The 26,271-nt window shown below is 46.8% G+C and carries 29 protein-coding genes and 1 other RNA gene; 21 read left to right on the forward strand and 9 right to left on the reverse strand.

The window, feature by feature from the left end; all coding sequences use genetic code 11:
- The first annotated feature begins 6 nt into the window (after window positions 1–6).
- The 14 genes from HY807_00950 (at window position 7) to HY807_01015 (ending at window position 10,996) form a co-directional block, all read left to right on the forward strand.
- Window positions 7–258, forward strand: a complete 252-nt coding sequence (locus HY807_00950; GenBank protein ID MBI4824977.1) for a hypothetical protein — start codon at window positions 7–9, stop codon at window positions 256–258.
- 1 nt (window position 259) lies between these two features.
- The gene (locus HY807_00955; GenBank protein ID MBI4824978.1) at window positions 260–1,351 is read left to right on the forward strand and encodes a sulfite exporter TauE/SafE family protein; all 1,092 of its coding nucleotides are present in this window, start codon (window positions 260–262) and stop codon (window positions 1,349–1,351) included.
- A 4-nt stretch (window positions 1,352–1,355) separates the two neighbouring features.
- On the forward strand, window positions 1,356–2,210 hold the full coding sequence (locus tag HY807_00960) for a universal stress protein (GenBank protein ID MBI4824979.1): 855 nt from the start codon (window positions 1,356–1,358) through the stop codon (window positions 2,208–2,210).
- 98 nt (window positions 2,211–2,308) lie between these two features.
- On the forward strand, window positions 2,309–3,862 hold the full coding sequence (locus HY807_00965) for a HAMP domain-containing protein (protein MBI4824980.1): 1,554 nt from the start codon (window positions 2,309–2,311) through the stop codon (window positions 3,860–3,862).
- Window positions 3,863–3,864: 2 nt separating this feature from the next.
- Window positions 3,865–5,196 (forward strand): sigma-54-dependent Fis family transcriptional regulator, encoded by a 1,332-nt coding sequence (locus HY807_00970; protein MBI4824981.1) that lies wholly within the window; start codon window positions 3,865–3,867, stop codon window positions 5,194–5,196.
- A 237-nt stretch (window positions 5,197–5,433) separates the two neighbouring features.
- Window positions 5,434–5,913, forward strand: a complete 480-nt coding sequence (locus tag HY807_00975; protein ID MBI4824982.1) for a hypothetical protein — start codon at window positions 5,434–5,436, stop codon at window positions 5,911–5,913.
- A gap of 41 nt (window positions 5,914–5,954) precedes the next feature.
- The gene (locus HY807_00980; GenBank protein MBI4824983.1) at window positions 5,955–6,881 is read left to right on the forward strand and encodes a sulfite exporter TauE/SafE family protein; all 927 of its coding nucleotides are present in this window, start codon (window positions 5,955–5,957) and stop codon (window positions 6,879–6,881) included.
- Window positions 6,882–6,883: 2 nt separating this feature from the next.
- Window positions 6,884–7,696 carry a TIGR02186 family protein gene (locus HY807_00985; protein ID MBI4824984.1) on the forward strand — a complete coding sequence of 271 codons (813 nt, stop codon included), beginning with the start codon at window positions 6,884–6,886 and terminating at the stop codon, window positions 7,694–7,696.
- A 2-nt stretch (window positions 7,697–7,698) separates the two neighbouring features.
- A complete protein-coding gene (locus HY807_00990; protein MBI4824985.1) occupies window positions 7,699–8,556 on the forward strand; it encodes a universal stress protein in 858 nt (285 codons plus the stop codon).
- 5 nt (window positions 8,557–8,561) lie between these two features.
- Window positions 8,562–8,981, forward strand: a complete 420-nt coding sequence (locus HY807_00995) for a universal stress protein (GenBank protein MBI4824986.1) — start codon at window positions 8,562–8,564, stop codon at window positions 8,979–8,981.
- A 49-nt stretch (window positions 8,982–9,030) separates the two neighbouring features.
- Window positions 9,031–9,423, forward strand: a complete 393-nt coding sequence (locus tag HY807_01000) for a DUF202 domain-containing protein (GenBank protein MBI4824987.1) — start codon at window positions 9,031–9,033, stop codon at window positions 9,421–9,423.
- A gap of 85 nt (window positions 9,424–9,508) precedes the next feature.
- A complete protein-coding gene (locus HY807_01005) occupies window positions 9,509–10,165 on the forward strand; it encodes a hypothetical protein (protein ID MBI4824988.1) in 657 nt (218 codons plus the stop codon).
- A 233-nt stretch (window positions 10,166–10,398) separates the two neighbouring features.
- Window positions 10,399–10,605, forward strand: coding sequence for a type II toxin-antitoxin system VapB family antitoxin (locus tag HY807_01010; GenBank protein ID MBI4824989.1), 207 nt, complete (start codon window positions 10,399–10,401; stop codon window positions 10,603–10,605).
- Window positions 10,595–10,996, forward strand: coding sequence for a PIN domain nuclease (locus tag HY807_01015; protein ID MBI4824990.1), 402 nt, complete (start codon window positions 10,595–10,597; stop codon window positions 10,994–10,996). Before HY807_01010 ends, HY807_01015 begins: the two co-directional genes overlap by 11 nt.
- A gap of 7 nt (window positions 10,997–11,003) precedes the next feature.
- On the opposite strand, the gene recJ is transcribed toward HY807_01015, so the two are convergent.
- From recJ to yajC, 4 genes are all read right to left on the reverse strand, one after another.
- Window positions 11,004–12,698 (reverse strand): single-stranded-DNA-specific exonuclease RecJ, encoded by a 1,695-nt coding sequence (gene recJ / locus HY807_01020; GenBank protein MBI4824991.1) that lies wholly within the window; start codon window positions 12,696–12,698, stop codon window positions 11,004–11,006.
- A 97-nt stretch (window positions 12,699–12,795) separates the two neighbouring features.
- Window positions 12,796–13,707 (reverse strand): protein translocase subunit SecF, encoded by a 912-nt coding sequence (gene secF / locus HY807_01025; protein MBI4824992.1) that lies wholly within the window; start codon window positions 13,705–13,707, stop codon window positions 12,796–12,798.
- Window positions 13,707–15,317 (reverse strand): protein translocase subunit SecD, encoded by a 1,611-nt coding sequence (secD, locus tag HY807_01030; protein ID MBI4824993.1) that lies wholly within the window; start codon window positions 15,315–15,317, stop codon window positions 13,707–13,709. Before secD ends, secF begins: the two co-directional genes overlap by 1 nt.
- 7 nt (window positions 15,318–15,324) lie before the next feature.
- The gene (gene yajC, locus HY807_01035; GenBank protein ID MBI4824994.1) at window positions 15,325–15,660 is read right to left on the reverse strand and encodes a preprotein translocase subunit YajC; all 336 of its coding nucleotides are present in this window, start codon (window positions 15,658–15,660) and stop codon (window positions 15,325–15,327) included.
- 180 nt (window positions 15,661–15,840) lie between these two features.
- Here yajC and HY807_01040 point away from each other — a divergent pair, with 180 nt between their 5' ends.
- Window positions 15,841–16,089, forward strand: a complete 249-nt coding sequence (locus HY807_01040) for a hypothetical protein (GenBank protein MBI4824995.1) — start codon at window positions 15,841–15,843, stop codon at window positions 16,087–16,089.
- 4 nt (window positions 16,090–16,093) lie between these two features.
- On the opposite strand, the gene tatC is transcribed toward HY807_01040, so the two are convergent.
- Window positions 16,094–16,867, reverse strand: a complete 774-nt coding sequence (tatC, locus tag HY807_01045) for a twin-arginine translocase subunit TatC (GenBank protein ID MBI4824996.1) — start codon at window positions 16,865–16,867, stop codon at window positions 16,094–16,096.
- The gene (tatB, locus tag HY807_01050) at window positions 16,860–17,198 is read right to left on the reverse strand and encodes a twin-arginine translocase subunit TatB (protein ID MBI4824997.1); all 339 of its coding nucleotides are present in this window, start codon (window positions 17,196–17,198) and stop codon (window positions 16,860–16,862) included. The genes tatC and tatB overlap by 8 nt, the downstream gene beginning before the upstream one ends.
- Before the next feature lie 112 nt (window positions 17,199–17,310).
- Between tatB and HY807_01055 the strand changes: the two genes are divergently transcribed.
- The 5 genes from HY807_01055 to HY807_01075 all read left to right on the forward strand — a co-directional run bounded on the left by HY807_01055 (window position 17,311) and on the right by HY807_01075 (window position 22,338).
- Window positions 17,311–18,183, forward strand: a complete 873-nt coding sequence (locus HY807_01055) for a 4-hydroxy-tetrahydrodipicolinate synthase (protein ID MBI4824998.1) — start codon at window positions 17,311–17,313, stop codon at window positions 18,181–18,183.
- 53 nt (window positions 18,184–18,236) lie between these two features.
- A non-coding RNA gene (gene ssrS, locus HY807_01060) (6S RNA) lies at window positions 18,237–18,422 on the forward strand.
- Between the two features lie 278 nt (window positions 18,423–18,700).
- Window positions 18,701–19,972, forward strand: a complete 1,272-nt coding sequence (locus HY807_01065; protein MBI4824999.1) for a replication-associated recombination protein A — start codon at window positions 18,701–18,703, stop codon at window positions 19,970–19,972.
- The gene (gene rny / locus HY807_01070) at window positions 19,962–21,533 is read left to right on the forward strand and encodes a ribonuclease Y (protein ID MBI4825000.1); all 1,572 of its coding nucleotides are present in this window, start codon (window positions 19,962–19,964) and stop codon (window positions 21,531–21,533) included. The genes HY807_01065 and rny overlap by 11 nt, the downstream gene beginning before the upstream one ends.
- Before the next feature lie 22 nt (window positions 21,534–21,555).
- On the forward strand, window positions 21,556–22,338 hold the full coding sequence (locus HY807_01075; protein MBI4825001.1) for a TIGR00282 family metallophosphoesterase: 783 nt from the start codon (window positions 21,556–21,558) through the stop codon (window positions 22,336–22,338).
- A 55-nt stretch (window positions 22,339–22,393) separates the two neighbouring features.
- Here the strand turns inward: HY807_01075 and HY807_01080 are convergent, their stop codons facing one another.
- The 3 genes from HY807_01080 to mnmA all read right to left on the reverse strand — a co-directional run bounded on the left by HY807_01080 (window position 22,394) and on the right by mnmA (window position 24,941).
- Complete coding sequence (locus tag HY807_01080; GenBank protein MBI4825002.1) at window positions 22,394–22,666, reverse strand: HU family DNA-binding protein; 273 nt, start codon at window positions 22,664–22,666, stop codon at window positions 22,394–22,396.
- Between the two features lie 110 nt (window positions 22,667–22,776).
- Entirely contained in the window at window positions 22,777–23,751 is a 975-nt protein-coding gene (locus tag HY807_01085) for a DUF72 domain-containing protein (GenBank protein ID MBI4825003.1), read from the reverse strand.
- 83 nt (window positions 23,752–23,834) lie between these two features.
- Complete coding sequence (mnmA, locus tag HY807_01090) at window positions 23,835–24,941, reverse strand: tRNA 2-thiouridine(34) synthase MnmA (GenBank protein ID MBI4825004.1); 1,107 nt, start codon at window positions 24,939–24,941, stop codon at window positions 23,835–23,837.
- Between the two features lie 136 nt (window positions 24,942–25,077).
- On the opposite strand from mnmA, the gene HY807_01095 reads away from it, so the two are divergent.
- Entirely contained in the window at window positions 25,078–26,271 is a 1,194-nt protein-coding gene (locus HY807_01095) for an acetylornithine transaminase (protein MBI4825005.1), read from the forward strand.

Raw genomic sequence — 26,271 nt, forward strand, 5'->3', positions numbered from 1 at the left:
GAAAATATGGCAAAAAATTATCAATCAAAGAAGCCGGTCGGAAAGATGCTCTTTATGGGCATAATTTCCACAGCGCTTTATGTCGTGCTGCTTTCACAGCAGGACATGCTTAACGAGTATTTCGGAAAGGGCGGGGTATACGCGTTCCTTCCGATAATCACGGCTTTTCTTTTTTCATTTATACACGGTACATTCACGGGCGACTTCTGGACTGTCCTTGGGATAGAGGCAGCCAGGAAGAAAAAGGAGGTGAAGTAAGATGCACGACACAGTTAACGCAGTTGCCAATTTCATCAATCTTGATACAGCAAATATTATCTATCTCTTTCTTGTAGGATTCGTCGGCGGACTTGTAAGCGGATTCATAGGTTCAGGCGGAGCATTCGTTCTCACCCCCGGCATGATGAGCCTGGGTGTGCCGGGGCTCGTAGCGGTGGCAAGCAATATGTGCCACAAATTCCCGAAGGCGCTTGTCGGAGCGATCAAGCGCGCAAAATACGGGCAGGTGGATGTCAAGCTCGGCATCGTACTCGGCATCTCAGCGGAGGCCGGAGTCCTTTACGGAGCGCATATACAGGAGAGCATTAAAAAGTCATTTGGAGAAGCCGGGTCAAACCTGTATGTCAGCGCGGCATTTGTAGTGATCCTTGCCGTTGTCGGCGGATTTGTATTGCTTGACGCATGGAAGACTTACAGATCTGGCAACGCTCATGAAGAGGAAAAGGTCACCAAGCTCGCGCGCTGGGTGCAGTCAGTCAACATCCCGGGAACAATGGTCTATTTCAAAAGCATCGACGCAAAGGTCTCCATACTCTTTACTATTCCGCTCGGTTTTGCAACCGGAATGTTAGCCGCAACGATCGCGGTCGGAGGTTTCATCGGAGTACCGTCAATGATATATGTATTAGGCGCGCCAAGCCTCATGGCATCAGCGACAGAGCTTGTCATCGCATTTGTAATGGGATTGGGCGGTTCATTTAAATTCGCGATGCACGGGCTTGTTGACATCCGCCTCGCGATGATCATACTCGGAGGTTCCCTTTTCGGCATCCAGTTAGGCGCGATAGGAACAACCTATGTAAAGCCTTTCATGATTAAGGTCGTCATGGGCGTGATCATGGTAACGGTGCTCTTCAGCCGCGCCCTGATGGTTCCGGTCTATATGTCACAGCTCCATCTTATACAGGAGATCAGTGAAGGCACGGCAAAATCATTAAAGAATGTAAGCTTCGGCATTATGATTTTCGCCCTCGCGCTCGGCGCCTTTATCGTCCTGAGGGCCATGTGGCAGGGGCGCAAGGCTGAGAGGCTTCAGCATGCGGGAGAGGTTTTAGGACACGGGAAGGTATAACACTATGGGAAGATATAGAAAACTCCTGGTAGCGGTTGACGGCTCGGAATCAAGCATTCATGCCTTAAAAGAATCCTTTAAGCTTGCGACAAATGAAGGAAGCTGGATAACCGTTGTATCTGTGGTTCCGCCATACATGGGCGACCTGGACCTGGTTGCCGTGGGAAATGTCCTTGCATCTGCCGGAAAGCCATGTGAAGAAGCGCTCGCGCAGGCAAAAAAGACCGCAGAGGCTGAGAGGGCGCTGATAAAGACGGTCTGTGAGGAAGGAGAGATACACGAAAGGATAGTTGACCTTGCGGACGCGGAAAACTGTGATCTCATAGTCATGGGAAGAAGAGGAATGAGTCGGCTTGAAAGGGCGCTCCTCGGCAATGTCACTGCGAGAGTTATCGGTTACAGCCATAGAGATGTCCTTGTTGTGCCGAGAGACACCACGGCAGGATGGCAGAAGATACTCGTTGCGACCGACGGTTCAAAATTCAGCAAAGCCGCCGCCGAAAAAGCGATAGACTTTGCGAAATCATACGGCGGAGAACTCATGGCCATATCGGTTGTGGATGTTCCCACAGAGTTTTACGGTGAAGCGCCTCAGATCGTTGAGGATATGGTCAGGAAAGCAGCGGGCTATGTGGAAGACATAAAAAAACAGGCGGATTCAGCAGGTATAAAAGCAGAGGGTTTTGTCAGAGAGGCGGAGGCATATCAGGCAATCACAGACATGGCAAGGGAACAGAACGTGGATACTATAGTGCTGGGCTCACACGGCAGGACCGGATTAAAGAGGCTTCTTATGGGGAGCGTCGCGGAGAAGATCATAGGACATTCCCCCTGCCCTGTGCTTGTGGTTAAATCCTGATTCAATTAGAATTTCGGATAATAATACCCGGTAAAAAAGCCCCTTGGAATATCTTAAGGGGCTTTTTTATTTATTCGTTGAGTTAGAATAATAAAATTATGTCATTAAAGAAAAAGATAATCCTGAGTTTTCTGGTCAGCGGATTTATCATCACACTGCTCTCAATATTTTTATACCTGAATTTTATAGAAATAAAAAAAGAGACCGCCTTTCTTGAACTTACCGATACCATACGAAGCAAATCGCTGCAGCTAAGGCGGCATGAGAAAAATTACTTTCTTTACGCGCCCGCGAAAGCTGAAGAAGAATCAGAAGCTATCTATGAGTATCTCAGTGAGCTTGATGACATTCTCAAAAGCATTGACCCTTCTTCAATGGATCGGACAGCCTCCCTGAAGACGCTTGTGCGTGAATACCGCGAACAATTCGGCAAAATAGAAAGATTGCTGGGTACGGCAATGGCTGAATCGGAAAGATTGAAAATATCTTCCCCGGCATACTTGAAGATCAGCCGTCTAATAGAGTCTAATTTCCTGGATAAACCGCTTGAAGATGTGAATTATCTGCAGGAGGTCTTTGCGCTGAGATCAGACCATAACCTCATATCCTGCCTGAATGAATTTGACGCTGAGATCAGCGCCCTCAGAAAGACCGGTGAAAACATCCTGGCGAGTTCCAAAGAGCTCGATAAAACAGCAAGGGAAAAGGTAGACAGCTTTATCAATATGTCCCGGACTGCCATTCTCGTATTCTTCCCTCTCTTCCTGATCGTGGGATTCGGGGCCATTCTGTTCATAATCAGCAATGTTGTAAAGCGGCTGCAGCTGATCACGGATCTCATAGAAAAGACCGGAAAAGGTGATTTTACCCATACCTCCGAGCCTGCATATAAATGGGGCAAGGATGAGGTGGGGCATCTCATCAGGAAGTTCAACGATATGGAAGAGCTGCTTTCCCATAGGGAAAAGGAGTTGCTCCGGAGCAAGAAGCTTTCAGCGATAGGCATGCTCGCATCAGGAGTCGCGCATGAACTCAATAATCCGCTGAATAATATCTACACCACTGCCCAGCGGCTTACGAAAAAGTCAGGTGATCAGATCCCGTTATCTGTTAAAAACGGGCTGGACGATATCTTCAGCCAGTCCTTGAGAGTCAAGGGCATTGTCAGTGATCTCCTTGAATTTGCAAGAGGCAGGGAGCCGCATATTATGGCCGTAGAACTGCGAAGCTTCATATCCGGAGCATATAAACACCTCGGCAGCACAATAAGCACGGGAAACGTACGGTTCACACAGGAACTGCATCCGGATGAGATAGTCATGTACGCAGACCCGGAACAGCTGGAGCAGGTCTTCATTAACCTTTTCACCAATGCTGTTGACGCCATGTCCGGAGAAGGGGCCCTGACAGTGAAAGCAGAGGAAGAGGACAGCCTTGTAAGGATAAGGGTATCTGATACGGGAAAGGGGATATCACGTGAAACACTTGAAAAAATATTCGAGCCTTTCTATACCACAAAGGATAAAGGCACGGGCCTCGGACTTGCCATTGTTTACAATATTATCCAGAAACATCACGGCGAGATACAGGCCGAGAGCGAAGAAGGCCGAGGGACGACATTCATCATAACTTTGCCAAAGGAGAATGCATAGCTATGTCTTTCAACATACTTGTCGCAGAGGATGAAGAGATAACACTCAACAACATTATCGATACCTTGCAGGAAGAAGGCTACAGCGTTTCCGCGGCAAAGGACGGAAGAGAGGCGCTTCAGAAGATCGAAGGCGGATACTTTGATGTCCTTATCACTGATATAAAAATGCCTTACATCAGCGGCATTGAGCTCCTTGAAAAGATCAAAGAGAAGAACCTCGATACAGAAGTGATCATAATCACCGGGTTCGGGAGCATCGGCTCGGCGGTTGAGGCCATGAAGAAAGGAGCCCATGATTATATTACAAAGCCTTTCGACCTTGATGAACTGTCGCTTCGGTGCAGAAAACTCTATGAGCAGAAGACGCTCAGAAAAGAGAACATCGCGTTAAAGACCTTCCTGGGAATGAACAAAGAAGTTCCTATCATCGCAAAGAGCGAAGGCATGAAGAAGGTATTGTCTGTCGTTGAAGGGATGAAGGATTCGGATTGCAGCGTCTTTCTCACAGGGGAAAGCGGGGTCGGGAAAAATCTTATCGCAAAGATAATCCATTCAAGCAGCAGGAGAAAGAACATGCCCTTCCTCTCCATAAACTGCGCGACCCTGACAGAAGAACTTCTTTCCAGTGAATTGTTCGGGCATGAAAAAGGAGCCTTTACCGGAGCTGTGATGACAAAACAGGGGCTTGTTGAGATAGCTGATACAGGAATACTTTTTCTTGATGAGATAGCAGAGCTGTCGCCGAGCCTTCAGGCAAAACTTCTGAAGGTTGTCGAAGAAGGGGAGTTCTACAGGGTCGGAGGGACAAGGCCCAAAAAGGTTGACGTCAGGTTTCTTGCCGCCACAAACCAGAATGTTAAAAATATGATATCTGAAGGAAGGTTCAGGGAGGACCTCTATTACAGGTTGAATATTATGGAGATATTCATCTCACCGTTAAGGGAACGTATCGATGACATAAAACCCCTGAGCGCGTACTTCCTTCAAAAGCATCTTCCAAAGTCCAATAAAAAGATAACTGGAATCACCAAAGAGGCGATGGACATTTTAATGAATTACAGTTTCCCCGGAAATGTCAGGGAACTGGAAAATATTATTGAACGCGCCATCATCCTCGAAAAGAGTCCCATGATAACGCCTGAGAGTATCCCCCAAAGCATCCGCCTTCTGCAGATAGAGACCCTTGATCCTGACAGACTGAAGACCGCTGATGAACTCGTTAAGGAATATGCCGAAAAGGTTCTCAAGATGTTCAGCAACAACAGGACAAAGGCGGCAGAGGCGCTGGGTATGTCAAGGACAAGCTTATGGAAGATATTGAAAGAAGATTAGTGTTAACACTGTTCACATTCTAAACGCTGCAAAATACTTCCTGTTAATTCATTCATTCCGTTTTTAAATCAATTAATTAGCGTTATATTTTTTCTGCAAAATCTGCAAAATCTCCTGTTTCTCACTGTTTGCATTCTAAACACATTTTTTTACCCTCTGAATTTAGCCTTTAATTTCAACATGTTTCACATGGCATGTTTAGTGCATTGCCTTAAGTGAAGCATAAGGAGGGTGAAAATGAGAAAACAGATCTTATTCGTTACATATGAGAATGAGGATTTTGATGAAGGCCTTTCATATGCCGTTGATCTTGCAAAGGCGATGAATGAGGATCTGACGATACTCATGGCCAAGAAAAAAAGTCTGATGAGAAGGTTTGAGGATCTTATGACCGCAGTCACCTTTGCCGAGGCCGGCGAACACGAAACAGCGCAAAAAATTCTCTCTGATAAGATGGGCCGCCTGTCACAGAACAGGCTTGATCAATTTCTTGAGAAATGCCAGAACGGGGGCATCGCTACTCAGGTCTATACGGTGGAGTTAGACGCGCTCTCGGCGATAAAGGATTTTCTCAAGGAGAAAAATACAGTTGATATGGTCTTGTTGAGCCCGAGCGTTATTGAGAACGGAAACATTACATCACGCGACTTGCAGAGGCTTGTAAGGACAGCTTCAAGGCCGATCGTGACAATGGCGCGGCAGATCTATGCGACGTAACTTTTAATGACAAGGACAAAATTTCAGGAGGAGAAGGTTTCATGAATTTTATGTATCTGTATTTACCGGTAGCATTGACAAGCATTAATATTGTAATCCCTGTCGGGCTCGGGCTCGCTGTCGGATTGCTCTCAGGCCTTTTCGGAGTCGGCGGAGGATTTTTGATGACGCCGCTTTTGATCATGTTCGGCATCCCGGCAACTGTCGCCGCCGCAACGGATTCAAACCAGATAGTCGCGGCGTCAACATCAGGGACATATGCCCACTGGAGGGTCGGCAACGTAGATTTCAAGATGGGGCTTTATCTTCTTGTCGGTGGCTTTATCGGCGGGCTTATCGGAGTTCAAAGCATAAAGGTTCTTCATGCTATGGGCAACGCGGACTTTGTTATTAAAATGACCTATATCTTCATGCTCGGAATAGTCGGCACATATATGTTAATTGAAAGCCTGAACAGCATGAGAAAGAAAAAGGCCGCAGAGGCAGAGGCGGAAAAGGATTCAGCCTTCACAAGATTTCTAAAGTCGCTTCCGCTTCAGACACATTTTGAAAAATCAGGGGTAACGCATTCCCTGCTGCTCCCGGTTCTCTTCGGCGGTTTTGTCGGCGTGCTCGCCGCGATCATGGGAGTCGGCGGCGGGTTCTTAATGGTCCCTGTGATGGTGTATATATTGAGAATGCCGATGCATGTTGTTGTAGGCACAAGCCTTTTCCAGATATTGTTCAACTGCATTGAGGTCACATTTCTCCAGGCATATACAAATCACAGCGTGGATTTTATCCTTGCGGTGCTTCTGCTGCTGGGTTCCACTGTCGGAGCGCAGATCGGCGCTGTATTTGGAAGGAAATTAAAAGGCGAACAGCTCAAAGTAATACTTGCAGTCATAGTGCTTGTTGTTACCGTAAAGATAATTTTCGACATTACATTAACGCCGTCATTACTTTTATCGCAGGCAGGAGGACACTAATCATGAAAGCGGTCAGCAATCAGCAATCAGCAGCCGGAATTATTTATCACACCATCTTCACATTAATGATTTCAATATTCATTTTAACCATATCAACAAACAATGCGTCAGCGGAATTGTCAATGAAGGCGAATCATGACGATATAAAGATCGACTTCTTTTATCACGGCAGCACCGTGAGCGTTGCCGGGGAGGCGGATGCCGGCACTGACCTGATCATCAAGATCGCTTCTCCTGAAGGGCATGAGGTGCTGAAACAGAAAGGAAAGGTGGCCGGCTTTTTGTGGATGAATACCGGAACACTGAATTTTGAAAAGACGCCGAACCTCTATTCCATCTACAGCACAAAAGATATTGATGCTATCCTGGGCGCGGATGATATGGATAAATATGTTATCGGATACCCCGCGTTAAGCAGGCATGTAGAGATAGCCCCGGTTTCAAATGAAGACGAAAGAACAAAATGGTTTAATGAGTTCGTGAAATACAAAGAATCATCAAACCTTTACAAGGCCTCCTCCGGCAAGATATTGATCTCGGAGAAAGACGGCAGGCAGTCTTATTATATTTTGACAAGCTGGCCTTATCAGGCCCCGCCGGGAGATTATCTTGTCACTATATATTCAGTAAAAGACAAAAAGATCATTGAACAGAAAGAAGCAAAGGTGCTGGTTGAACAGGTCGGCATCATAAAGACACTCGCCGGTATGGCTAAAAACAACGGGGCGCTATATGGGCTTTTATCAATTGCTGCGGCATTGGGAGCTGGTTTTGGAGTAGGCCTGGTCTTCAGAAAAGGCGGAGGGGCGCATTAATCATGTATAAAAACATATTGGTAGGCTTTGATGATTCACAATACAGCAAGGCAGCGCTGATCGAGGCGGCTAACTGGATAAAAAGACATGGTGGAAAACTGATCCTGGCTCACGCAGTCTTCTTTGACACTGAGGAATTCGGGATCGCGCCTGAACAGCTTGATAAACGCCTAAAGATCGGCGAAAAGGTGTGCATCCAGACAAAGGAAATGCTGACTTCTGAATTCGGCATAGAGGTACAATCCCTGCTCTGCCATGGTGAACCGCCAGCAGTCATAGTTGACATCGCAAGAGAGAAGAAGGCTGATTTAATAATGCTGGGCACATACGGAAGAAGGGGGCTTAACAGATTGCTCATGGGCAGCGTTACATCACAGGTTGTTGTGCATTCCCCAGTTGATGTGCTGATAGTGAAAAAACCGTGTACTGAATGCACGGGGGAATATAAATCCATCTTAGTTCCGTTTGACGGTTCGCCCTCCGCTCAAAAGGCATTAGAGCGCGCCTGCCATCTCTCAAAGATCGATAATGCGGAGATAAAGATCCTGTATGTTATTCCCCGCTATGAAGAGATGGTGGAATTTTTCAAAAGCAGTTCAATAAAGACAAGCCTTTTTCAGGAGGCGCAGAAGATCATTGACACTGCAAAGGGAATAGCCTCAAAGCTTGGGGCGCCTGCAAGAGATGAGATACAGGAAGGGAATGCGGCGGAGAAGATCATGGAAGCCTCAAAGAAACTTAAGAACGGCTTGGTAGTCATGGGAAGTTACGGATATACAGGCATTAACAAGGCGATTATGGGGAGCACGGCGGAAAGGGTGATCATGACCGCCTCATGTCCAGTGCTTGTGGTGAGGTAAATACAATGAGAGGTTTCAGAAAAATATTAATAGCAGTGAACGGTTCAAAGGATGTCCTTACACAAGGTTTGAAACTGGCACACGATGAAAAATGCTGGGTAACGGTCGTCAAGGTGCTGCCTCCAAACGAAGGCGACCTGAATCTTGTGGGGATAAAGAACATAGAGGATCTATTAAACAGCGGCTGCGCTAAAGAAGCTGCTGAGATAAATTCCATAGCAAAGACCGAGGGGGCGCTGATCAAGACAAGATTTGAAGAGGGCGCGCCTGACAAGAAGATCGTGGAGGTCGCGGAAGAGGAAAGATGCGACATTATCATAATGGGTATGAAAAAACGCCATTGGCTGAGAAAACTTTTCGGCGACAACACCGTCGGGAAGGTCATCAATCACGCACCCTGCCCTGTGTTTGTTGTCGGGAACTGAATACAGCCTGCTGTAACAGAGTAAAAAAGGCATGTAGTATAATATTTACATGCCTCCTGAAGATAAGAAGTCTGTAAAGGTCCGCAACCGCCGCGTCCACATGGCAAACGAGAGGACATTTCTCGCGTGGATAAGAACGAGCATAGGCATAATGGCATTTGGTTTTGTTGTAGAGAAATTCGCCCTGTTTGTAAAGCAGCTTTCATATTATCTGGGCAAAGAGATCGCTCCCCCATCTCACGGCTATTCGTCAATCTTCGGCATATTCCTTGTCGGCCTCGGCGCCTTAATGGGCGCGCTTTCATTTATCAGATACAAGAAAGTTGAGAAGCAGATCGATGAAGATACTTACCGGCCGTCGCGGATCCTTGACATATTGCTCGCCATATCTGTACTCGCGATCGGTATTTTTCTTGTGATCTATCTGATCCACAGCATCTGACACTGTGATGGATAATGCAAAAATAAAGGTTGTTCATGTATAGCCCGTACTACAGGCTTCAGATAACATCAAGCAGTTTTATTCATTGGCCATAAGTTTAAAAGCGATGAAATCAAGGATCATATTTGCCACACTGTTAATAGTAATGCTTACAATGAGCTGTGAGTGGTGCCGCGCCGAGTCTGATATGAATTCTAATCCGGCTGCATCCATTCTGCTGATCCCGCGATCTTCCGTATTCGATATAGATAAAGTACCGCAAGGCGCTGCCGGGTTTACTGCTTTGATCGAAAACAAGGGAGCCACGGCAATAACGATTGCTCACCCGTCTATCTGCTTCCCCGCCGGCTACGGTCAAGGTGAAACAAGACACTTTAGTGATTCCCACGGGAAGTCAGAGATCCTGTTGAAAATAACAAAACCTGACAACACTGATATCGTTCTGCGTGACGGGCACCTTTATTACTTTGATCCCGGCAATATTCCTTTTATAACGATCCCGCCGAACGGGACCGGATCATTTGATGTAGGATGGTTCTTCGAAAATGCAAGAGGCAGGTGGGAAGATGATGATAAAGCTGCAAAGGTATTCCTGTTGAGAGGGACGTATAAGATCAGCATCCTGCTTCGCAATGTCTTTCCCAAAGCGGCGTTGTATGATGAGATCACCAGGGAGAACAAATTTATTGATGTCTGGACCGGAGAAATCGAATCCGCGGTGACTACAATTGAAGTCAGATAATCCATAACAAGCCAGTAAGGTATCTTTGTCCCGTTCCATTCATTTATCGACGGCGTGAAAGCGCTGTCAAAACCAGTTGATGCCTCTATGTCCTTGATGAGTCCGCCTGTCGGTTAAAACTTGTCTGATATTCTTCTATTGTGGACAGATGAATAATGTGCATAAATAGCTAATATTTTGTGCTCTTGACAGGCATATACTATTTCGCTATTATATGCCTAAAGGAGATACATATGAGAGCAACGATCGACATAGACGACAAGCTGTTCGAAGAAGCGAAAAAATTGACATCAGTGAAAACCAAGAAGGATCTGATCCATCTTTCACTGAAAGAGCTTGTACGAAAGAAACGGGTCGAACATCTGCTAAGCCTGTACGGGACATCTTCCGTGGATCTGACAAAAGAAGATGTGAAAAGGTTCAGGAAGGATGAAGGCTGACCGGTATCTCGTCGACACGACCGTGTGGGTGGCATACCTGCGCGGAGGGGATGCATCGCTCAAGGATCGGCTTGGGGCGCTTGTGCGTGAAGACCGGGTGTTTATGAGCGAGATTGTTCTGACGGAAATTCTTCGGGGCGCCAAATCCGACAAAGACTACGCCATACTCCGCGAGGATTTTCTCGCCCTGCCGCAACTCGCAGTAACGAGAGACGTATGGGAAACAGCATGGCATACGGCGTATCATCTCAGGAAGCGCGGCGTCACCACGCCCCTTACGGATACGCTCATAGCCTCCGTCTGCATCCATTACAAATGTTCGCTAATCCATGCGGACAAACACTTCAATTTGATCGCGAAACACACAGACCTCAAAACGGTTGAGCTGTAAAGTCCTTTTACCCGGCCGGCCTCAACGCCTTGAGCTTCAACTGAAGTATCTTCGTCCCGTTCCATTCATTTATCGACGGGGTAAAGGCGCTGTCGAAAACAGTTGATGCCTCTATGTCCTTGATGAGTCCGCCCTTGTTAAAACCTATCGTATCCATGTATATCTTCTTCTGCTTGGTTCTCACCTTCAGGTGATTATTGCCTACGATCCTCGCATCTATGAGCTCAACGCCCTTTGCGCCCAGCACAGGCTCACTGTTTGTGGCGCCCAGCGGTTCAAGAAGGTTCAACTCTCTTAGGAGGTTGAAGTTGATATCAGAGAGCTCCACGCCTGCGTCTATTTCCAGCATCGGTATCATATCTTCATCACTGAGGCTCCGCGCAACCACCTGATTTATCCTCTCCTTAAAAAGAGGCAGGTTCGCAAGATTCATCTTTATGCCGGCTGCCTGCTCATGGCCTCCGAAATCCAGAAGATGTTCGGCGCATTCGCTGATCCCGTTGTAAAGATTAAAGGGCGGGATGCTGCGGGCTGACCCTTTTGCTATCGAGCCCTTTACGGCAAAAAGGAATACGGGCCTGTAGAACCTGTCAACAAGCCGTGACGCCACTATGCCGATAACGCCGGGATGCCAGTCAGCAGATGCGAGCACAATGGCATTGCCGGGTTTGTCAGGATCGATCATGGCGAGCGCGGATTCCAGAACCTCTTTCTCAATCTTCTGCCTCTTCCTGTTATGTTCCTCGAGAAGCGCCACTGTCTCATCAGCCTTTGTCCTGTCATCTGTCAGCAGAAGCTCTACAACATCTCCTGCGTCACTGAGCCTTCCGGCGGCGTTGATCCTGGGGATCAGGGTGAATGAGAGCATGACTGAGTGCAGCTCCGTGTCCGCCCTGAAAGCGTCCTTCATAGCCTGAATGCCTGTCCTGCATGAAGGCTTGTTTATCTCCTTAAGTCCGTAAGCGACAAATATCCTGTTCTCTCCTATGAGCGGAACAGAGTCAGCAACCGTGCCGAGCGCTACAAGGTCAAGAAAATGCTCAGGCAGAATATCCGCACTGTTGCTTCCAGGATCTTCGAGCAGCGCCTGAACAAGTTTATACGCTACACCTACCCCGGCAAGAAATTTAAACGGATACCCTGAGTCTCTTCTGTGAGGGTCTATGACGGCGACAGCTTCAGGCATCTTCTCTGGAACCTCATGATGGTCAGTGATGATGACATCTATACCTGATGCATTTGCTGAGGCAACAGCATCGAACGAGCTTATGCCGCAGTCAGCTGTAATTATGAGCCCGGCTCCGCACGCCTTTGCCTTCTCTACGCCGGTATTTCCGAATCCGTAGCCTTCTGTCTCTCTGTTGGGTACATGATAGAAGGCCTTTATGCCGAGCTTTCTGAATGCGGATACAAGAAGCGCTGTTGACGTCAGCCCGTCAGCATCATAGTCGCCGTGGATCAGCACCATCTCGCCTTTGTTCATGGCGGCCTTGACCCTCTCTACAGCCTTTGACATATCAGGCAGCAGCAGAGGATCGTGAAGATTATCAAATGAAGGATTGAGAAATTCTTTTATCGCGTCAGGGTCTTTTATTCCCCTGTTCACAAGGATCTGGGCGAAGGTTGTTGATATGGATGCTTTATTTGAAAGGTACCTGAGAAATTCAGGGTTGGTCCTGTTTACAAGCCAGCGTCTATTCATTATATTTTTGACAGGAATACAGAATGCAGAAACCGGCTATACGGAATGATAAAACTATATAATTTATCTACTGTCCTAAATCCAATATCCTGCCTGTTTATTTCTTGTTGCTGAAGGCCTTGTCCTTCCCAAGCATCACCACGACCGGGCTTGCGACAAATATTGAAGAGAATGTGCCGACTATTACTCCCAGCATGATCGCAAAGGCAAAATCGTGGATCACCTCGCCGCCGAAAATAAAGAGCGCCACCGCTGTAAGAAAGACTGTGAGCGATGTAACAATGGTCCTTGAAAGCACCTCGTTTATGCTGTCGTTGACGATCTCAAAGGTATGTTTCTTGAACCTGTCCTTCATGTTCTCTCTTATCCTGTCAAATACGACCACCGTATCGGTAAGCGAGTAACCCGCTATTATCAGAAGCGCGCTTATCAGCAGAAGGTTTATCTCCTTGCCTATGAGATAAAAGATGCCGAGAATGGCGAGCACGTCATGTAATGTAGCAACGGTGGCGCCGACACTGAACCTGAATTGAAATCTGAATGTTATATAAATAAGGATGCCGAGCATTGCAGCCATGACAGCCCACAAGGCGTCTCCTCTCAGCTTTGACCCTACCTTGGGCCCTATCTCTGTTGTTGAATCTACCACTATATTGCTGTTGGAAAATTTCTGCGACAGAACGGTTATTATCTTTCCGGAAAGTTCGCCGACCTTCTCGCCGGTCTTTTTTACGCGGATAAGGATCTTTCTTTCAGTCGGCAGTTCCTGGAGGTCAAAATCCTTTATGCCGCCTTCTTCAAGCGCCTTTCTCACTTCATGAAGCACAACCTGTGTGTTGAATTTGATCTGCACTGATGTGCCGCCTGCCAGGTCAATGCCGAGATTCGCGCTTCCCCTGGCAACCTGAACAGCTGCTACCAGCCCGAGAACTATCAATATCGCTGAAAAGGTCAGGGCGATGAACCTCTTGCCCATAAAATCGATCTTCGTATTTTTAACAAGTTCCATCATATGCTGAGCCTTTTTATATCATATTTTGAAGTGATCAGATCAAAGACCGTCTTGGTCCCGACAAGCGCGGTAAAGAGATTTATAAGAACGCCCCATCCGAGTGTGACGGCAAATCCCTTTATCGGCCCTGTTCCGAACTGGAAAAGGACAACGGCTGTTATAAGGGTTGTGACATGAGAGTCAAAGATGGTCCAGAAGGCCTTGTCATAACCTGAATCGATCGCAGACCTCGGGGTCTTGCCAAGCCTTAATTCATCGCGCATCCTTTCAAACATCAGAACGTTGCTGTCAACAGCCATTCCTATCGCCAGGATTATACCCGCGATGCCCGGCATCGTAAGAGTCGCTTTGAATACGGAGAGAACGCCGATAAGAAATACGATATTCAGCACAAGCGCAAAGTCGGCGATCAGGCCGGAAAGTTTGTAATACACTATCATGAATATAATGACCAGCAGGGCTCCGATCAGGCCTGCCTTGATACCTGCGTCAATAGAGTCCTTTCCAAGAGATGGGCCGACGGTGACATTTTGAAGCATCTTGAGCGGTGCAGGAAGTGAACCTGACCTCAGCACGATAACAAGGTCTTTTGCTTCTTCCATAGTATAGCTGCCGGTTATCTGTGCGCTGCCGTTTGGAATAGGCTCATTGATGGAAGGCGCTGAGTAGACATTATTATCAAGGATAATGGCAAGCCGCTTTTTAACATTATTAGTTGTTATCTGTTTAAAGATCTCCGCGCCGGTTGAATTAAATTCGATACCTACATACGGCTGGTTGCCCCTCTGGTCTATATTTACACGCGCCTCAGTAAGGAAATCTCCGGTCATCTGCGCCTGCTTCTTAACAAGGTATACCCTTTTAATTGTATTTCCTAAATCGTCAGAGACCTTTTCAAAAAGTATCTCATCACCTTCAGGTATCCTGCCGGCATATTGAGCAAGCAGCTCCGCTTCCTTATCAGCTTCGATAGAACCCGGCAGTTCCAGCGCAAGGGGATTCTCTTCATCAAGCAGTTTGAACTCGAGCACAGCGGTCTTTCCTACAAGCTCGATAGCCCGGTTTGCGTCTTTCACGCCAGGAAGCTGGACAACTATCTCGGATGCGCCCTGTCTCATTATTGTCGGCTCAGACACGCCGAATGCGTCTATCCTGTTCCTTATCGTCTCAAGCGCCTGGTCAGCCGAGAGATCCTTTATACTCTTAATCTCCTTGTCGCTCAGCTTGTAACTAATCATCCCTTCAGTCTTTGTGACCAGTTCCAGGTTAGGATAGCTCTCATTTATTACATTCTCTACCTTATCGCCGCCGGGCTTTACAGTTATCTCAAGATTGAGGAGTTCCGCCTTTGCATCAACGCCCTTCTCCTTGAAGATGTTCGTCAGGCTTCCCGCTATCCTCTCGGCGGTTATCTCAGCAGCCTTGTCTCCATCCACTTCATAGACAAGATGGACGCCGCCCTGAAGGTCAAGGCCGAGTATCAGGCCGTAATCCTTCAGCCATTCAGGCATTGATGAACGCAATGATGTTGACGGAAGGAAGAAAAGTATGGAAAGCACCGTTGCAGATAAAATCAATGAAACACGCCAGAAAAAATTCTTCTTCACTTAAGCCTTACTCCTTTTCCCTTAATCCTGCTATGAAATTCCTGCTGACCTTGACCTTTGTATCGTCCTTGACACCCACCTTGAGCGTCAGCACATCACCGTCAATCTCCTCAACGATGCCGTGGATGCCGCCGCTGGTTATGACCTTGTCGCCCTTCTTGAGGTTGTCAAGCACCTCTTTATACTCTTTTGCCTTTTTAGACTGCGGCCTGATGAGAAGAAAATAAAATATGGCAAATATGAATACTAACGGCAGAAAAGATGTCAGCATGGCGCCCACACCCTGCGGCTGTGCCCCTGCTCCCGGCGCGCCTCCCATTGCATAAGCTATATCTGAAAACATTATTGCCTCCGTTAGAAAACTGTCCTGTCAATTTGAAAAGCTTATTAATATACCTTTTCAGGGACATTTATTCAAGATACTTTCTGAAAATAATCTTTATTTTTATGATGTAGTGATTATGACCTGTATCATATACCAAACAAAACATATGTGGCATAATAAAACAAAAGGAGAAGATAAATGTTAAAGGATACCTGCCCGGGAAGCAATGAAATAAAACAGCCGAAGCCTGAAGATATAAAATGCCGCAGCTGCGGCGGCACGGTGGAGATATGGAGTGATGAGACCGAGGCCAAATGCAAAAAATGCGGCAGCGTTAACTCGCGCATATTAGGCCCGTCATGCATAGACTGGTGCGCGTTCGCAAAAGAGTGCCTGGGAGAAGAGAAGTACAAGAGGCTGAAGTCAGGGCAGACAGGGAAGAATTAAGCCATTACTCCGCAGTTTTCTTCTTTACATTTAAAAGAACCGACGCCCAGATCCCGATCTCATACAATATGATTATCGGCACTGCCATGAGTGTCTGGTTAAATGCGTCAGGCGTTGGCGTAAGGAATGCGGCGAGGATGAATGCTATAAGAATTGCATACTTCCTGTTCTTCCCCAGAAACTCCGTTGTCACTATCCCCATCTTCGTCAGAAAGACCAGTACCACCGGCAATTCAAAGACAATGCCGAAGCCCAGGATAAATTTCATGCAGAAGTCTATGTATTTGCCGACTGAAAGCATAGGCTTCAGATTCTGCGTCTTATAAGTGAGCAGGAAGTTCATTGCAAACGGAAGGACAATTATAAAGCAGAAGAGAGCGCCTGCTGAAAAAAGGAAGGTAGTGACCAGGACAAAAGGAAGGGCGTACCTCTTCTCTTTCAACAAAAGGCCGGGAGAGATGAACTTCCAGATCTCATAAAATATAACCGGCGAAGATAATATGAACCCGGCGATGAATGATATCTTGAAGTGCATCCACAAGGCTTCCGCAGGCTCAAAAAAGAAGAGCTCGATCTCAGGATTATTGGCGGGCTCAAAAGCGAAATAAGGCTTGGCCAGAGAAAACTTCAGGATGTTATGCAGAGGCATTGTAAGGAGGCTGAATATATCTTCGGAATAATAGAAGCATATGCCGAAAGCTGCCGTAAGAGCGGCTAATGAAATGAGGATCCTTTTTCTAAGGTCTCCCAGATGCTCTGCAACCGGCATCTTATCCATTCTTGCCGGTACCTGACTCTTCTTTATATTTTGGATCGCTTGGATCCTTCAGCTCTTCCCCGGCTTTTGCAGGCTCTTTTCCCTCCCCTTTTTCTCCGAGGTCTATCTTGCCCTCTTTCATAAGGCTGTTCACGACATTCTCACGCGCCTTCCTGATCTCTTCCTCTACCCCGTCCACATCTATGCTCTCTGTCACGCCGCTTAAGGCTGACTTCAGCTCCCTGATCCCTTTCCCGAGCGTCCTGCCGAGTTCAGGCAGCCTCTTCGGGCCGAATACAATTAGGGCGACTATAAAGATTATGATCAGTTCCTGCGTGCCGATATCAAACATAATTAAGTTAAAGGTATCAGAACTAATGAGCCGGTGTCAATTTTTCAGAGGCTTGACCTAACCCGGAAAATTACTTAAACTTAATGACCAAACTAAAAAAGAGGTGAGATAAATGTTTAAAGGCTCTATTGTAGCAATAGTTACACCGTTTAAAAACGGCAAGGTCGATGAAAATGCCCTTGGTAATCTTATAGAATGGCATATCGCTGAAGGAACCGATGCAATAGTGCCCTGCGGCACTACAGGAGAGTCTGCCACGCTTGAATATGATGAGCATTACAGGGTCATTGAATATACGATCGAAGCGGTCAACGGCAGGATCCCGGTCATAGCCGGAACCGGCGCCAATTCAACAGACGAAACGATCAAAATGACCGCCAAGGCAAAAAAGCTCGGGGCTGACGGAGCCCTGCTCGTTTGTCCTTATTACAACAAACCCACTCAGGAGGGCATATTCCAGCACTATGAGAAGGTGGCAAAAACAGTTGATATCCCGATAATCCTGTACAATGTTCCCGGACGCACGGCTGTTAATATCCTGCCTGAGACTGTCGCAAGGCTGTGCGAGATAGAGAATGTGGTCGCTATTAAGGAAGCCACGGGAAATATGGCCCAGGCCAGCGATGTGCTACGCCTTTGCGGAGACAATATTACAGTCCTTTCCGGCGATGACTTCACGACATTTACAATGCTGGCGTTAGGCGGCAAAGGCGTGATATCCGTTGTTGCCAATATAGCGCCCAAAGATGTCTCAGACATGATCAAAGCATGGAATAACGGGAAGCTGGAAGAAAGCAGGAATATCCACTTCCGGCTTGAACCTCTTAATAATGCCATGTTTATTGAGACTAACCCGATACCTGTCAAGACAGCACTAAGCATGATGGGCAAGATAAAAGAGGAGTTCAGGCTGCCGCTTTGCCCTATGAGCAGCGCCAATAAAGATAAGCTGAAACAGGCTGTAAAGAATTACGGGCTCATATAAGCTTATATATAGGCATATAATTTTGTTTCTGTGATATAATATTTCAAAAGGCAAGTTGCCTGCCTTGTTCGTGAAAGGAATAAAAACTTGTTCCGACAATTTTTCTTTTTTGGGAGCCAGCGTAAGGCAAGTGTGAGCGGCCCGGATTCCCGGGAGAGTATGCCTGATCCTGCCTTCAAGGCGCCCACCTGTAATAACAGGGAGGCAAGTTTACTCCTGCACGGCAAGGTGGGTCTTAAAATCTCGCAGAAGCGGGATATATTAAATTTTCTTGGTCTTGACAGTTAAGGTTTCCCGGGTATGTGTTATATAAAGCTTTTCAGCCTCTTGAATATTTTATTAACTTGTTGTAATCTTTCGCAAATCAAGCTTTTTGAGAGAGATCTGACAGGGGCTGATACTATAGAATCTAAAGCGCCTGATATATTCAGACCACCCGTGTAATACCCTTCTGTCACAGGCCATCTTTGGGTTTCTGCGCCCGGCGCTTTAATGCCGCAGGATCTGGTTTATTAAGATGGACTTATTCAATCCGGACAAAAGCGCTCCTCTTGCGTGGAGGATGCAGCCCGCTGCCTTGGAAGAATTTCTGGGGCAGTCCCATATTCTCGGCAAAGGCAAGCCCCTTAGAGAAGCTATTGAGAGAGACTCGATAGTATCACTCATTCTATACGGCCCTCCCGGAACAGGGAAGACTGCGCTTGCCCATATTATCGCCAAAAAGACCAATGCCCTGTTTATTGCCCTGAACGCGGTCACTTCAGGCGTCAGCGATATTAAAGACGCTTTAAAAGAGGCCAAGGGATCCGGCAAGACAATACTCTTTGTAGACGAGATCCACAGGTTTAACAAACTCCAGCAGGACGCGCTTCTGCCTGATGTGGAAAGCGGGAATGTCAGCCTTATCGGGGCCTCCACACAGAACCCTTTCTTCTCAATAATCCCGGCACTTTCTTCAAGGTCGATGATCTTCCAGTTTCTGCCTTTAAGCAAAGACGATATAAAACAACTTGTCACAAACGCCGTAAATGACAATGAAAGGGGCATCGGAAGTTTCAATATAAAGATCGAACCTGATGCCATGGATTTTATTGCTGAAGCTTCGGAAGGAGACGCGCGCAAAGCGCTTAACATAGTTGAACTCGGGGCATTTGTTTTAAACAGCACAGAAAGATCCGGCTTTGATATAGGGCTGGCCAAAGACCTGTTACAGCGCAAATCCATATATTACAGCGAAGACGAGCACTACAATACTATTTCCGCATTCATCAAGAGCATGAGAGGCAGCGACCCGGATGCCGCGCTATACTGGCTTGCCAAGATGATAGAGGCAGGCGAAGACCCTTTATTCATTGCAAGAAGGGTCATGATATGCGCGTCTGAGGATGTAGGAAACGCCGACCCCAGAGCGCTTCAGCTTGCTGTTGCCGCAAAACAAGCTGTGGAATCGATCGGCATGCCGGAAGGACGCATCCCTCTCGCACAGGCAGTGATCTACATATCGGCCGCGCCTAAAAGCAACGCCTCTTATCTGGGGATAGAAAATGCACTGGCAGATGTAAGAAAGGAAAGGCTTGCGCCTGTGCCGAATCATCTTAAGAGCGCTAATTACAAAGGCGCGGCAAGGATCGGCGCCGGTATCGGATACAAATACCCGCATAATTTTGAAGGACATTTTGTTGAACAGGAATATGTCACAAAGGGAAAGGCCTTCTTCCACCCAAGCGGGGAAGGCTATGAAAAAAACATTAAAAACAGACCACAGAAAGGGGGATCAGATAATGGCTAACATCATAATGTACGTTGTTGCTGCTCTTGCTGCCGGGCTTGTCACTGGAGCTGTTGTATCTGCCGCATTCCAGAAGAAAAGCGCCGAGAGCAAGATAAAAGATATCGAAAACAAATCCGGTAAAGCTCTGGAAGAAGCTATTAAGGAAGCGGCCACGATAAAGAAAGAGGCGCAGCTCGAAGCCAAGGATATAATTCTGAAGGTAAAGTCCGAGTCTGAAAAAGAAGAGAGAGAACGCCGTCTTGAACTTAACCAGCTTGATAAAAGATTACATCAGAGGGAAGAGACTCTGGACAGAAAACTCGACCAGATGGACAAGAAAGAGATAAGGTTCAACCAAAGGGAAACCGACCTTCTCAACAAAGAAAAGGCGATGCAGAAAAAGCATGAGGACCTGGAGAAGATGACTTCCCAGCAGACCTTGATACTGGAGCGCATCGCAACTATGAGCGCTGAAGAAGCTAAAAGAGAACTCTTTCAAAAAGTGGAGGAAGAGTCAAAGTTCGAGATCTCAAAGCTGACCAAAAGGCTCGAAGATGAGGCCCTCGAAGCTTCAGACAGAAAATCAAAAAAGATAATCTGCACAGCCATACAGCGTTATTCAAGCGACTATGTGAGCGAGAACACAGTCTCCACAGTCGCCCTCCCAAGCGACGAGATGAAAGGAAGGGTAATAGGCAGGGAGGGGAGAAATATCAGGGCGCTCGAAGCAGCTACAGGCGTGGAGTTCATTATTGACGATACACCTGAAACCGTACTGCTATCCTGTTTCGACCCTGTAAGACGAGAGATAGGAAGAATATCCCTCACGCGCCTTTTGGCAGACGGAAGGATACACCCCGCAAGGATCGAGGAGATAGTTTCAAAGGTGGAGAAGGAGATCGCCGCCACAATAAAAGAAGAAGGGGAAAAGGCGGTCTTTGACCTCGGGCTGCACGGCATACATCCTGAACTGATCAAGCTCATAGGCAGGCTGAAATACCGTACATCCTACGGCCAGAACGTGCTTCAGCACTCCAAAGAGGTCGCTCACTTTGCAAGCATAATGGCTGCCGAGCTCAAGGGAAATGTAAAACTTGCCAAGAGGGCCGGCATCCTTCATGACATAGGCAAGGCGATAGATCATGAGATCGAGGGGTCGCATCAGGTCATCGGCGCTGATTTCGCCAAGAAGTACGGTGAGAACGATAAAGTTGTTAATGCTATCCTGGTCCACCACGAAGAGGGCGACCCGATAACCATCGAGGCCACGCTTGTCGCGGCAGGGGATGCGCTTTCTGCCGCCAGGCCCGGGGCAAGAAAAGAGTCTCTTGAAGGATACATAAAGAGGCTGGAACGGCTGGAGGAGATCGCCACATCTTTTGAAGGGGTAAGCAAATCCTACGCGATACAGGCCGGCAGAGAAGTAAGGATACTGGTTAAACCAGAGGACATAAGCGACGAGCGTTCAGCGCAGATATCAAGGGACCTTGCCAAAAAGATAGAGGAAGAACTTACTTATCCGGGGCAGATAAAGGTCACTGTTATCAGAGAATCAAGATTCGTGGAATACGCAAAATAGGTTGATAGTTTAAGCCTGAATTATGAAAATATTGTTCATAGGCGACATTGTAGGGAAGCCCGGCAGAACGGCGTTAAAGAAAGGCCTGCCGCAGCTCAGGGCCAAATTCGATATTGACCTTGTTATTGCCAATGCAGAGAATGCGGCAGGAGGCTTCGGAATTACAGAACAGGTCGGCAAAGAGATATTGGCGCTCGGCGTTGATGTGCTGACTTCAGGCAACCACATCTGGGACAAGAAAGACGCCATAGAATATATCGCAAAGGAGAACCGCCTGCTCAGGCCGGCCAATTACCCTGACGGCGTACCCGGCCACGGCACAATAATAGTAAAGACGGGTAAAGGCGAAAAGGCGGCAGTCCTGAATATTTCAGGAAGGGTATTTATGAACCAGCTTGATTCGCCTTTCACTGTTTCCAAAAAACATATTTCTGTCCTGAGACAAGAGACGAATATCATCATCGTTGATATTCATGCTGAAGCGACCTCTGAAAAGCAGGCCATCGGCCTTTACCTGGACGGCGAGGTCAGCGCTGTCATCGGAACACATACACATGTGCAGACAGCGGATGAACAGATATTGCCCAACGGCACAGCCTATTTAACAGATGTGGGCATGACTGGGCCTACAGACTCAATTATAGGAGTGCAAAAAGATCTTGTGCTTAGCAGGTTCCTCACCGGCATACCGGCCCGATTCGAGACGGCAAACGGCGAATCTGTACTGTCATGCGCATTGGTTGATATTGATACCGCGACAGGAAGATCAACAGCCATAGAGCGGATACAGCTCAAGTTCCAGTAATTATTTTCTCAAGGGACTCTATAAAAAGATCCCTTGAGAAGATATCTGTCAACAGCTATTTTATCGCCTGCTTTAAAACTTTGCCGGCAGAAAATTTAGGGGTCTTTGATGCGGCGATCTCGATCTCATCGCCTGTCCGTGGATTACGTCCCTTCCTTGCCTTACGCTCCGCAACGGAAAAAACACCAAACCCTACAAGGGTCACCTTCTCTCCTTTTTTCAGCGCGTCTGTGATCCCGGCTATCACGGAATCAATCGCTTTTAAAGCATCCGCCTTTGAAAGATTCACATCATTTGCCACTGATTCTATTAGTTCAGCTTTAGTCATAAGCAGGTCTCCTTGTGTTGAAAATATAGGCTCGAAAAATAAAGTAGATATAGAGGATACCAGCAGCAGGGAATTTTAGTCAACAGCTATGTTTATTAAATATCCTGATCTTACTTCTTCTTGCCTTTGGCCTTTTGTGCGCTTTTCTTTTTTGCGGGGTTTACTGCTTTCTTCTTTACTGTTTTCTTCGCAGCAGTTTTTTTCTTGACCACTTTATGCTTTATTTCTTTCTTCACGGCAACTTTTTTCTTTTCAACTGTCTTCTTTATTGCCGGCCTCTTTTCAACAGCCTCTTCCGGCTTGGCCGCGGCTGGAACTTTATTATTCAGCTCATGCTCCATTAATGAGTGCGGCAGCGTCTTATCCAGTATCCTTTTAAGCTCCATGGCATTCTGTGGGGCGTATGCATTTGCGTCATTATTATAGAATATATAAACATCCTTGCCCTTCTTAAGATATTCCTTTATCTTATTTGCATCCTCTTTGATCTGTTCCGCGCTATAGCTTAAAGCATAATTCCCACCGGGGCCGTGCCGTTGAATATAGACAAAATCCGCGGTTACAGGCAGGTCATTAAGAAATTCAGGCGAGTCAGCCATACATATAGCTATATTTGATTCAGAAAGGAGTTTTATGACCTTTTTATTAAGCCAGCTCGCCTGTTTGAACTCAAAGACATGCCGGACAGGGTACTTGCTTATAACTTCAATAAAGCCCTCAAGGTTCTTTATGTTAACCTTAAGGTTAAGAGGAAACTGCCAGATAACAACCTCGAATTTCTCATGAAGAGGCAGGGTGACATTAAAAAAAGTTTCAAGAGGCAGAGTAACATCCTTCAGCTTCTTGATATGAGTAACAAACCTGCTTCCTTTAAGGCAGAAAGCAAAACCCGGCGGAGCCTCTGAATACCACCTTTCAAACGCCTCTTTCTTTAACAGCCTGTAAAAAGTGATGCTAAGTTCAACGGAATCAAGCTTTTTTACATAATATGAGAGCCATCTTTTCTGCGTCAGTCCCTCAGGATAAAAGGTGTCCTTCCATGAATCATACAAGAATCCGCTGCAACCTATTTTATATTTAGGCATAGTAGGATGATTATACACTGAAATCGTCTGAAAGGGAACAAAAATCCAAAAAAATGCTTATTTTTCATTAATTCAGGAGATTATTAATGATCGATATCAACCACATTTTTATGCTGTATAACCCCCCCGCCGATTACAGTGTCACCATCATAAAAGACCGCGCTCTGCCCGGGGGCAGGGGCCCACTGCGGCTCATCAAATTCAACATTAACGGAATCACCGTCAGGCATTAATGTTGACTGAGCCTCTGTCATGGTGGAGCGAACCTTTACCTTTGCCCTTAAGGGTTCTTTCAGTTCTTCTATGGAGATCCAGTTCAGGCAGTTCACCTTAAAACTCTTCCGCAACGCATCCTCTCTCCCTCCGATCGTTATTATATTTTTTTTAGGGTCAATATCAATGACATAAGAAGGCATCAAAGACTGTATGCCAAGCCCCTTTCTCTGGCCTATCGTATAAAAGGCGATGCCCTTGTGCTCTCCCAGAACCTTGCCTTCCATATTCAATACCTGCCCCGGGATCAGCGTCCCTGGCGCATATTCCTTTATGAAATCCGCATAATGGATATCACCTACAAAACATATCTCCTGGCTCTCTGCCCTTAACGCATTAGCAAGCCCGAGCTCTTTGGCGATCTCCCTTGTCTTATCCTTTTTCAGGCCGCCCAATGGGAACACCGTCTTTGAAAGCTCCTTCTGTGTCATTGCGTAAAGAACGTAAGACTGGTCTTTTTTAGGGTCGATCCCTTTAAGCAGTAAGTGGCGATCAGCGGGTTCTGGATTTCTAACTATTCTTGCATAATGGCCTGTTGCTACTATATCAGCATCAAGCTCCTCAGCCTTCTTTAGAAGAAAATCAAACTTGATGAACTTATTGCACAGGATACACGGGTTCGGGGTCAGCCCTTCAATATAGGAGGCGCAGAAACTTTTAATAACATCTTCGTAGAAATTGTCTCTCACATCAACAGTGTGATGTTCGATCCCGAGGTCTTGAGCAACCTTTCTGGCGATATTGATCGTCTCAATAGAACAGCATGCGTCAAGATTCGTTATATCTCTCTTGTCCCATAGTTCAAAGCTCAGGCCGATAACCTCATAGCCGTCTTTCTGAAGCAGATACGCTGCAACCGATGAGTCCACGCCTCCGCTCATCGCAACTATCGCTTTTTTCTTTGATTTGTTCATCATATTAATGGTTATTCAAGTTATAAATTATCCATTCATATTAACATATGCGGTTCCCTGGCCACTCTTTTTTCATCATCAGCTGCCTGCCGCTGATTTATCATGCGTAACCATACTGATTTATGTTATATTTTCTGGTATGAGCAGCAAGACAATTGAAGAATCCAAAAAATATCTGATGAATACATACGACCGTTCTCCTATCATCCTCAGGAAAGGCAGAGGCATGAAGGTATGGGGGGCTGACGGCAAAGAATATCTTGATTTCGTCGGAGGCGTAGCTGTCAACTGCCTCGGGCACTGCTATCCGAAAGTTGTGATAGCGCTGCAGAAACAGGCACAAAGGCTGCTGCATGTCTCAAACCTGTATCACATTGAACCGCAGATCAAACTTGCAAAACTGCTCGTGACAAACTCATTTGCTGACAAGGCATTTTTCTGCAACTCAGGGACTGAGGCTGTTGAAGCAGCCATCAAGCTTGCCAGAAAATATTCAAAAGACCATACCCTCCCTGAAAAATATGAGATCATTACTGCTGAGAACTCATTTCATGGGAGAACCCTTACATCACTAAGCGCTACAGGCCAGGAAAAGCTTCAGAAAGGTTTTGAGCCGCTCACCCCGGGTTTCAAACATGTGCCCTTCAATAATATAGGCGCATTGAAGAACGCTATCACAAGGCACACCTGCGCTGTTATGCTTGAACCCATACAGGGAGAGGGCGGTGTCAGGGTGCCTGACAAAGACTATCTTAAACATGTCCGGGAGATTTGCAACGACCACGGGCTCCTTCTGATACTTGATGAGGTCCAGACCGGCATGGGCAGGACAGGAAAGTTATTCGCGTATGAACACTTCAATATGGAACCTGACATAATCTGCCTTGCAAAAGGGCTGGGCGGAGGAGTGGCTATCGGCGCTATGCTTGCAAAAGACTCTGTCGCAGCTTCATTCACTCACGGCTCTCATGGGTCCACATTCGGAGGCAACCCGCTTGCCTGCACCGCTGCTGTTGCTACAGTCGAGGCGATACTGGAAGACGGCTTCATACTTGATAACTGCAGGCGGATGGGAGAGTACTTCATGAAAAACCTTGTGGAACTAAAAAAAGAGTTCCCGTCAACTGTGCTGGATGCAAGAGGCATGGGACTGCTCCTTGGGCTTGAGATAACAAGGTCAGGCAGCGAAATAGTAAGGGCATGCGCCGAAAGAGGGATACTTATTAACTGCGTCCGGGGCAACGTGCTCCGTTTCATCCCTCCTTTAATAGTGGTCGAGAAGGAGATAGACCAGCTTATGGATGTGCTCGCAGAAGTTTTAGAAAGGATATGA

This window comes from Nitrospirota bacterium (assembly GCA_016207885.1).
In the GTDB taxonomy this organism is placed as follows: Bacteria; Nitrospirota; Thermodesulfovibrionia; order UBA6902; family UBA6902; genus JACQZG01.

Bases quoted from the DNA above. Each gene is read 5' to 3' on its own strand.
- HY807_00950 (MBI4824977.1), top strand. From the start codon at position 7: ATGGCAAAAAATTATCAATCAAAGAAGCCGGTCGGAAAGATGCTCTTT.
- HY807_00955 (MBI4824978.1), top strand. From the start codon at position 260: ATGCACGACACAGTTAACGCAGTTGCCAATTTCATCAATCTTGATACA.
- HY807_00960 (MBI4824979.1), top strand. From the start codon at position 1,356: ATGGGAAGATATAGAAAACTCCTGGTAGCGGTTGACGGCTCGGAATCA.
- HY807_00965 (MBI4824980.1), top strand. From the start codon at position 2,309: ATGTCATTAAAGAAAAAGATAATCCTGAGTTTTCTGGTCAGCGGATTT.
- HY807_00970 (MBI4824981.1), top strand. From the start codon at position 3,865: ATGTCTTTCAACATACTTGTCGCAGAGGATGAAGAGATAACACTCAAC.
- HY807_00975 (MBI4824982.1), top strand. From the start codon at position 5,434: ATGAGAAAACAGATCTTATTCGTTACATATGAGAATGAGGATTTTGAT.
- HY807_00980 (MBI4824983.1), top strand. From the start codon at position 5,955: ATGAATTTTATGTATCTGTATTTACCGGTAGCATTGACAAGCATTAAT.
- HY807_00985 (MBI4824984.1), top strand. From the start codon at position 6,884: ATGAAAGCGGTCAGCAATCAGCAATCAGCAGCCGGAATTATTTATCAC.
- HY807_00990 (MBI4824985.1), top strand. From the start codon at position 7,699: ATGTATAAAAACATATTGGTAGGCTTTGATGATTCACAATACAGCAAG.
- HY807_00995 (MBI4824986.1), top strand. From the start codon at position 8,562: ATGAGAGGTTTCAGAAAAATATTAATAGCAGTGAACGGTTCAAAGGAT.
- HY807_01000 (MBI4824987.1), top strand. From the start codon at position 9,031: ATGCCTCCTGAAGATAAGAAGTCTGTAAAGGTCCGCAACCGCCGCGTC.
- HY807_01010 (MBI4824989.1), top strand. From the start codon at position 10,399: ATGAGAGCAACGATCGACATAGACGACAAGCTGTTCGAAGAAGCGAAA.
- HY807_01015 (MBI4824990.1), top strand. From the start codon at position 10,595: ATGAAGGCTGACCGGTATCTCGTCGACACGACCGTGTGGGTGGCATAC.
- recJ (MBI4824991.1), bottom strand. From the start codon at position 12,698: ATGAATAGACGCTGGCTTGTAAACAGGACCAACCCTGAATTTCTCAGG.
- secF (MBI4824992.1), bottom strand. From the start codon at position 13,707: ATGGAACTTGTTAAAAATACGAAGATCGATTTTATGGGCAAGAGGTTC.
- yajC (MBI4824994.1), bottom strand. From the start codon at position 15,660: ATGTTTTCAGATATAGCTTATGCAATGGGAGGCGCGCCGGGAGCAGGG.
- HY807_01040 (MBI4824995.1), top strand. From the start codon at position 15,841: ATGTTAAAGGATACCTGCCCGGGAAGCAATGAAATAAAACAGCCGAAG.
- tatC (MBI4824996.1), bottom strand. From the start codon at position 16,867: ATGGATAAGATGCCGGTTGCAGAGCATCTGGGAGACCTTAGAAAAAGG.
- tatB (MBI4824997.1), bottom strand. From the start codon at position 17,198: ATGTTTGATATCGGCACGCAGGAACTGATCATAATCTTTATAGTCGCC.
- HY807_01055 (MBI4824998.1), top strand. From the start codon at position 17,311: ATGTTTAAAGGCTCTATTGTAGCAATAGTTACACCGTTTAAAAACGGC.
- HY807_01065 (MBI4824999.1), top strand. From the start codon at position 18,701: ATGGACTTATTCAATCCGGACAAAAGCGCTCCTCTTGCGTGGAGGATG.
- HY807_01075 (MBI4825001.1), top strand. From the start codon at position 21,556: ATGAAAATATTGTTCATAGGCGACATTGTAGGGAAGCCCGGCAGAACG.
- HY807_01080 (MBI4825002.1), bottom strand. From the start codon at position 22,666: ATGACTAAAGCTGAACTAATAGAATCAGTGGCAAATGATGTGAATCTT.
- HY807_01085 (MBI4825003.1), bottom strand. From the start codon at position 23,751: ATGCCTAAATATAAAATAGGTTGCAGCGGATTCTTGTATGATTCATGG.
- mnmA (MBI4825004.1), bottom strand. From the start codon at position 24,941: ATGATGAACAAATCAAAGAAAAAAGCGATAGTTGCGATGAGCGGAGGC.
- HY807_01095 (MBI4825005.1), top strand. From the start codon at position 25,078: ATGAGCAGCAAGACAATTGAAGAATCCAAAAAATATCTGATGAATACA.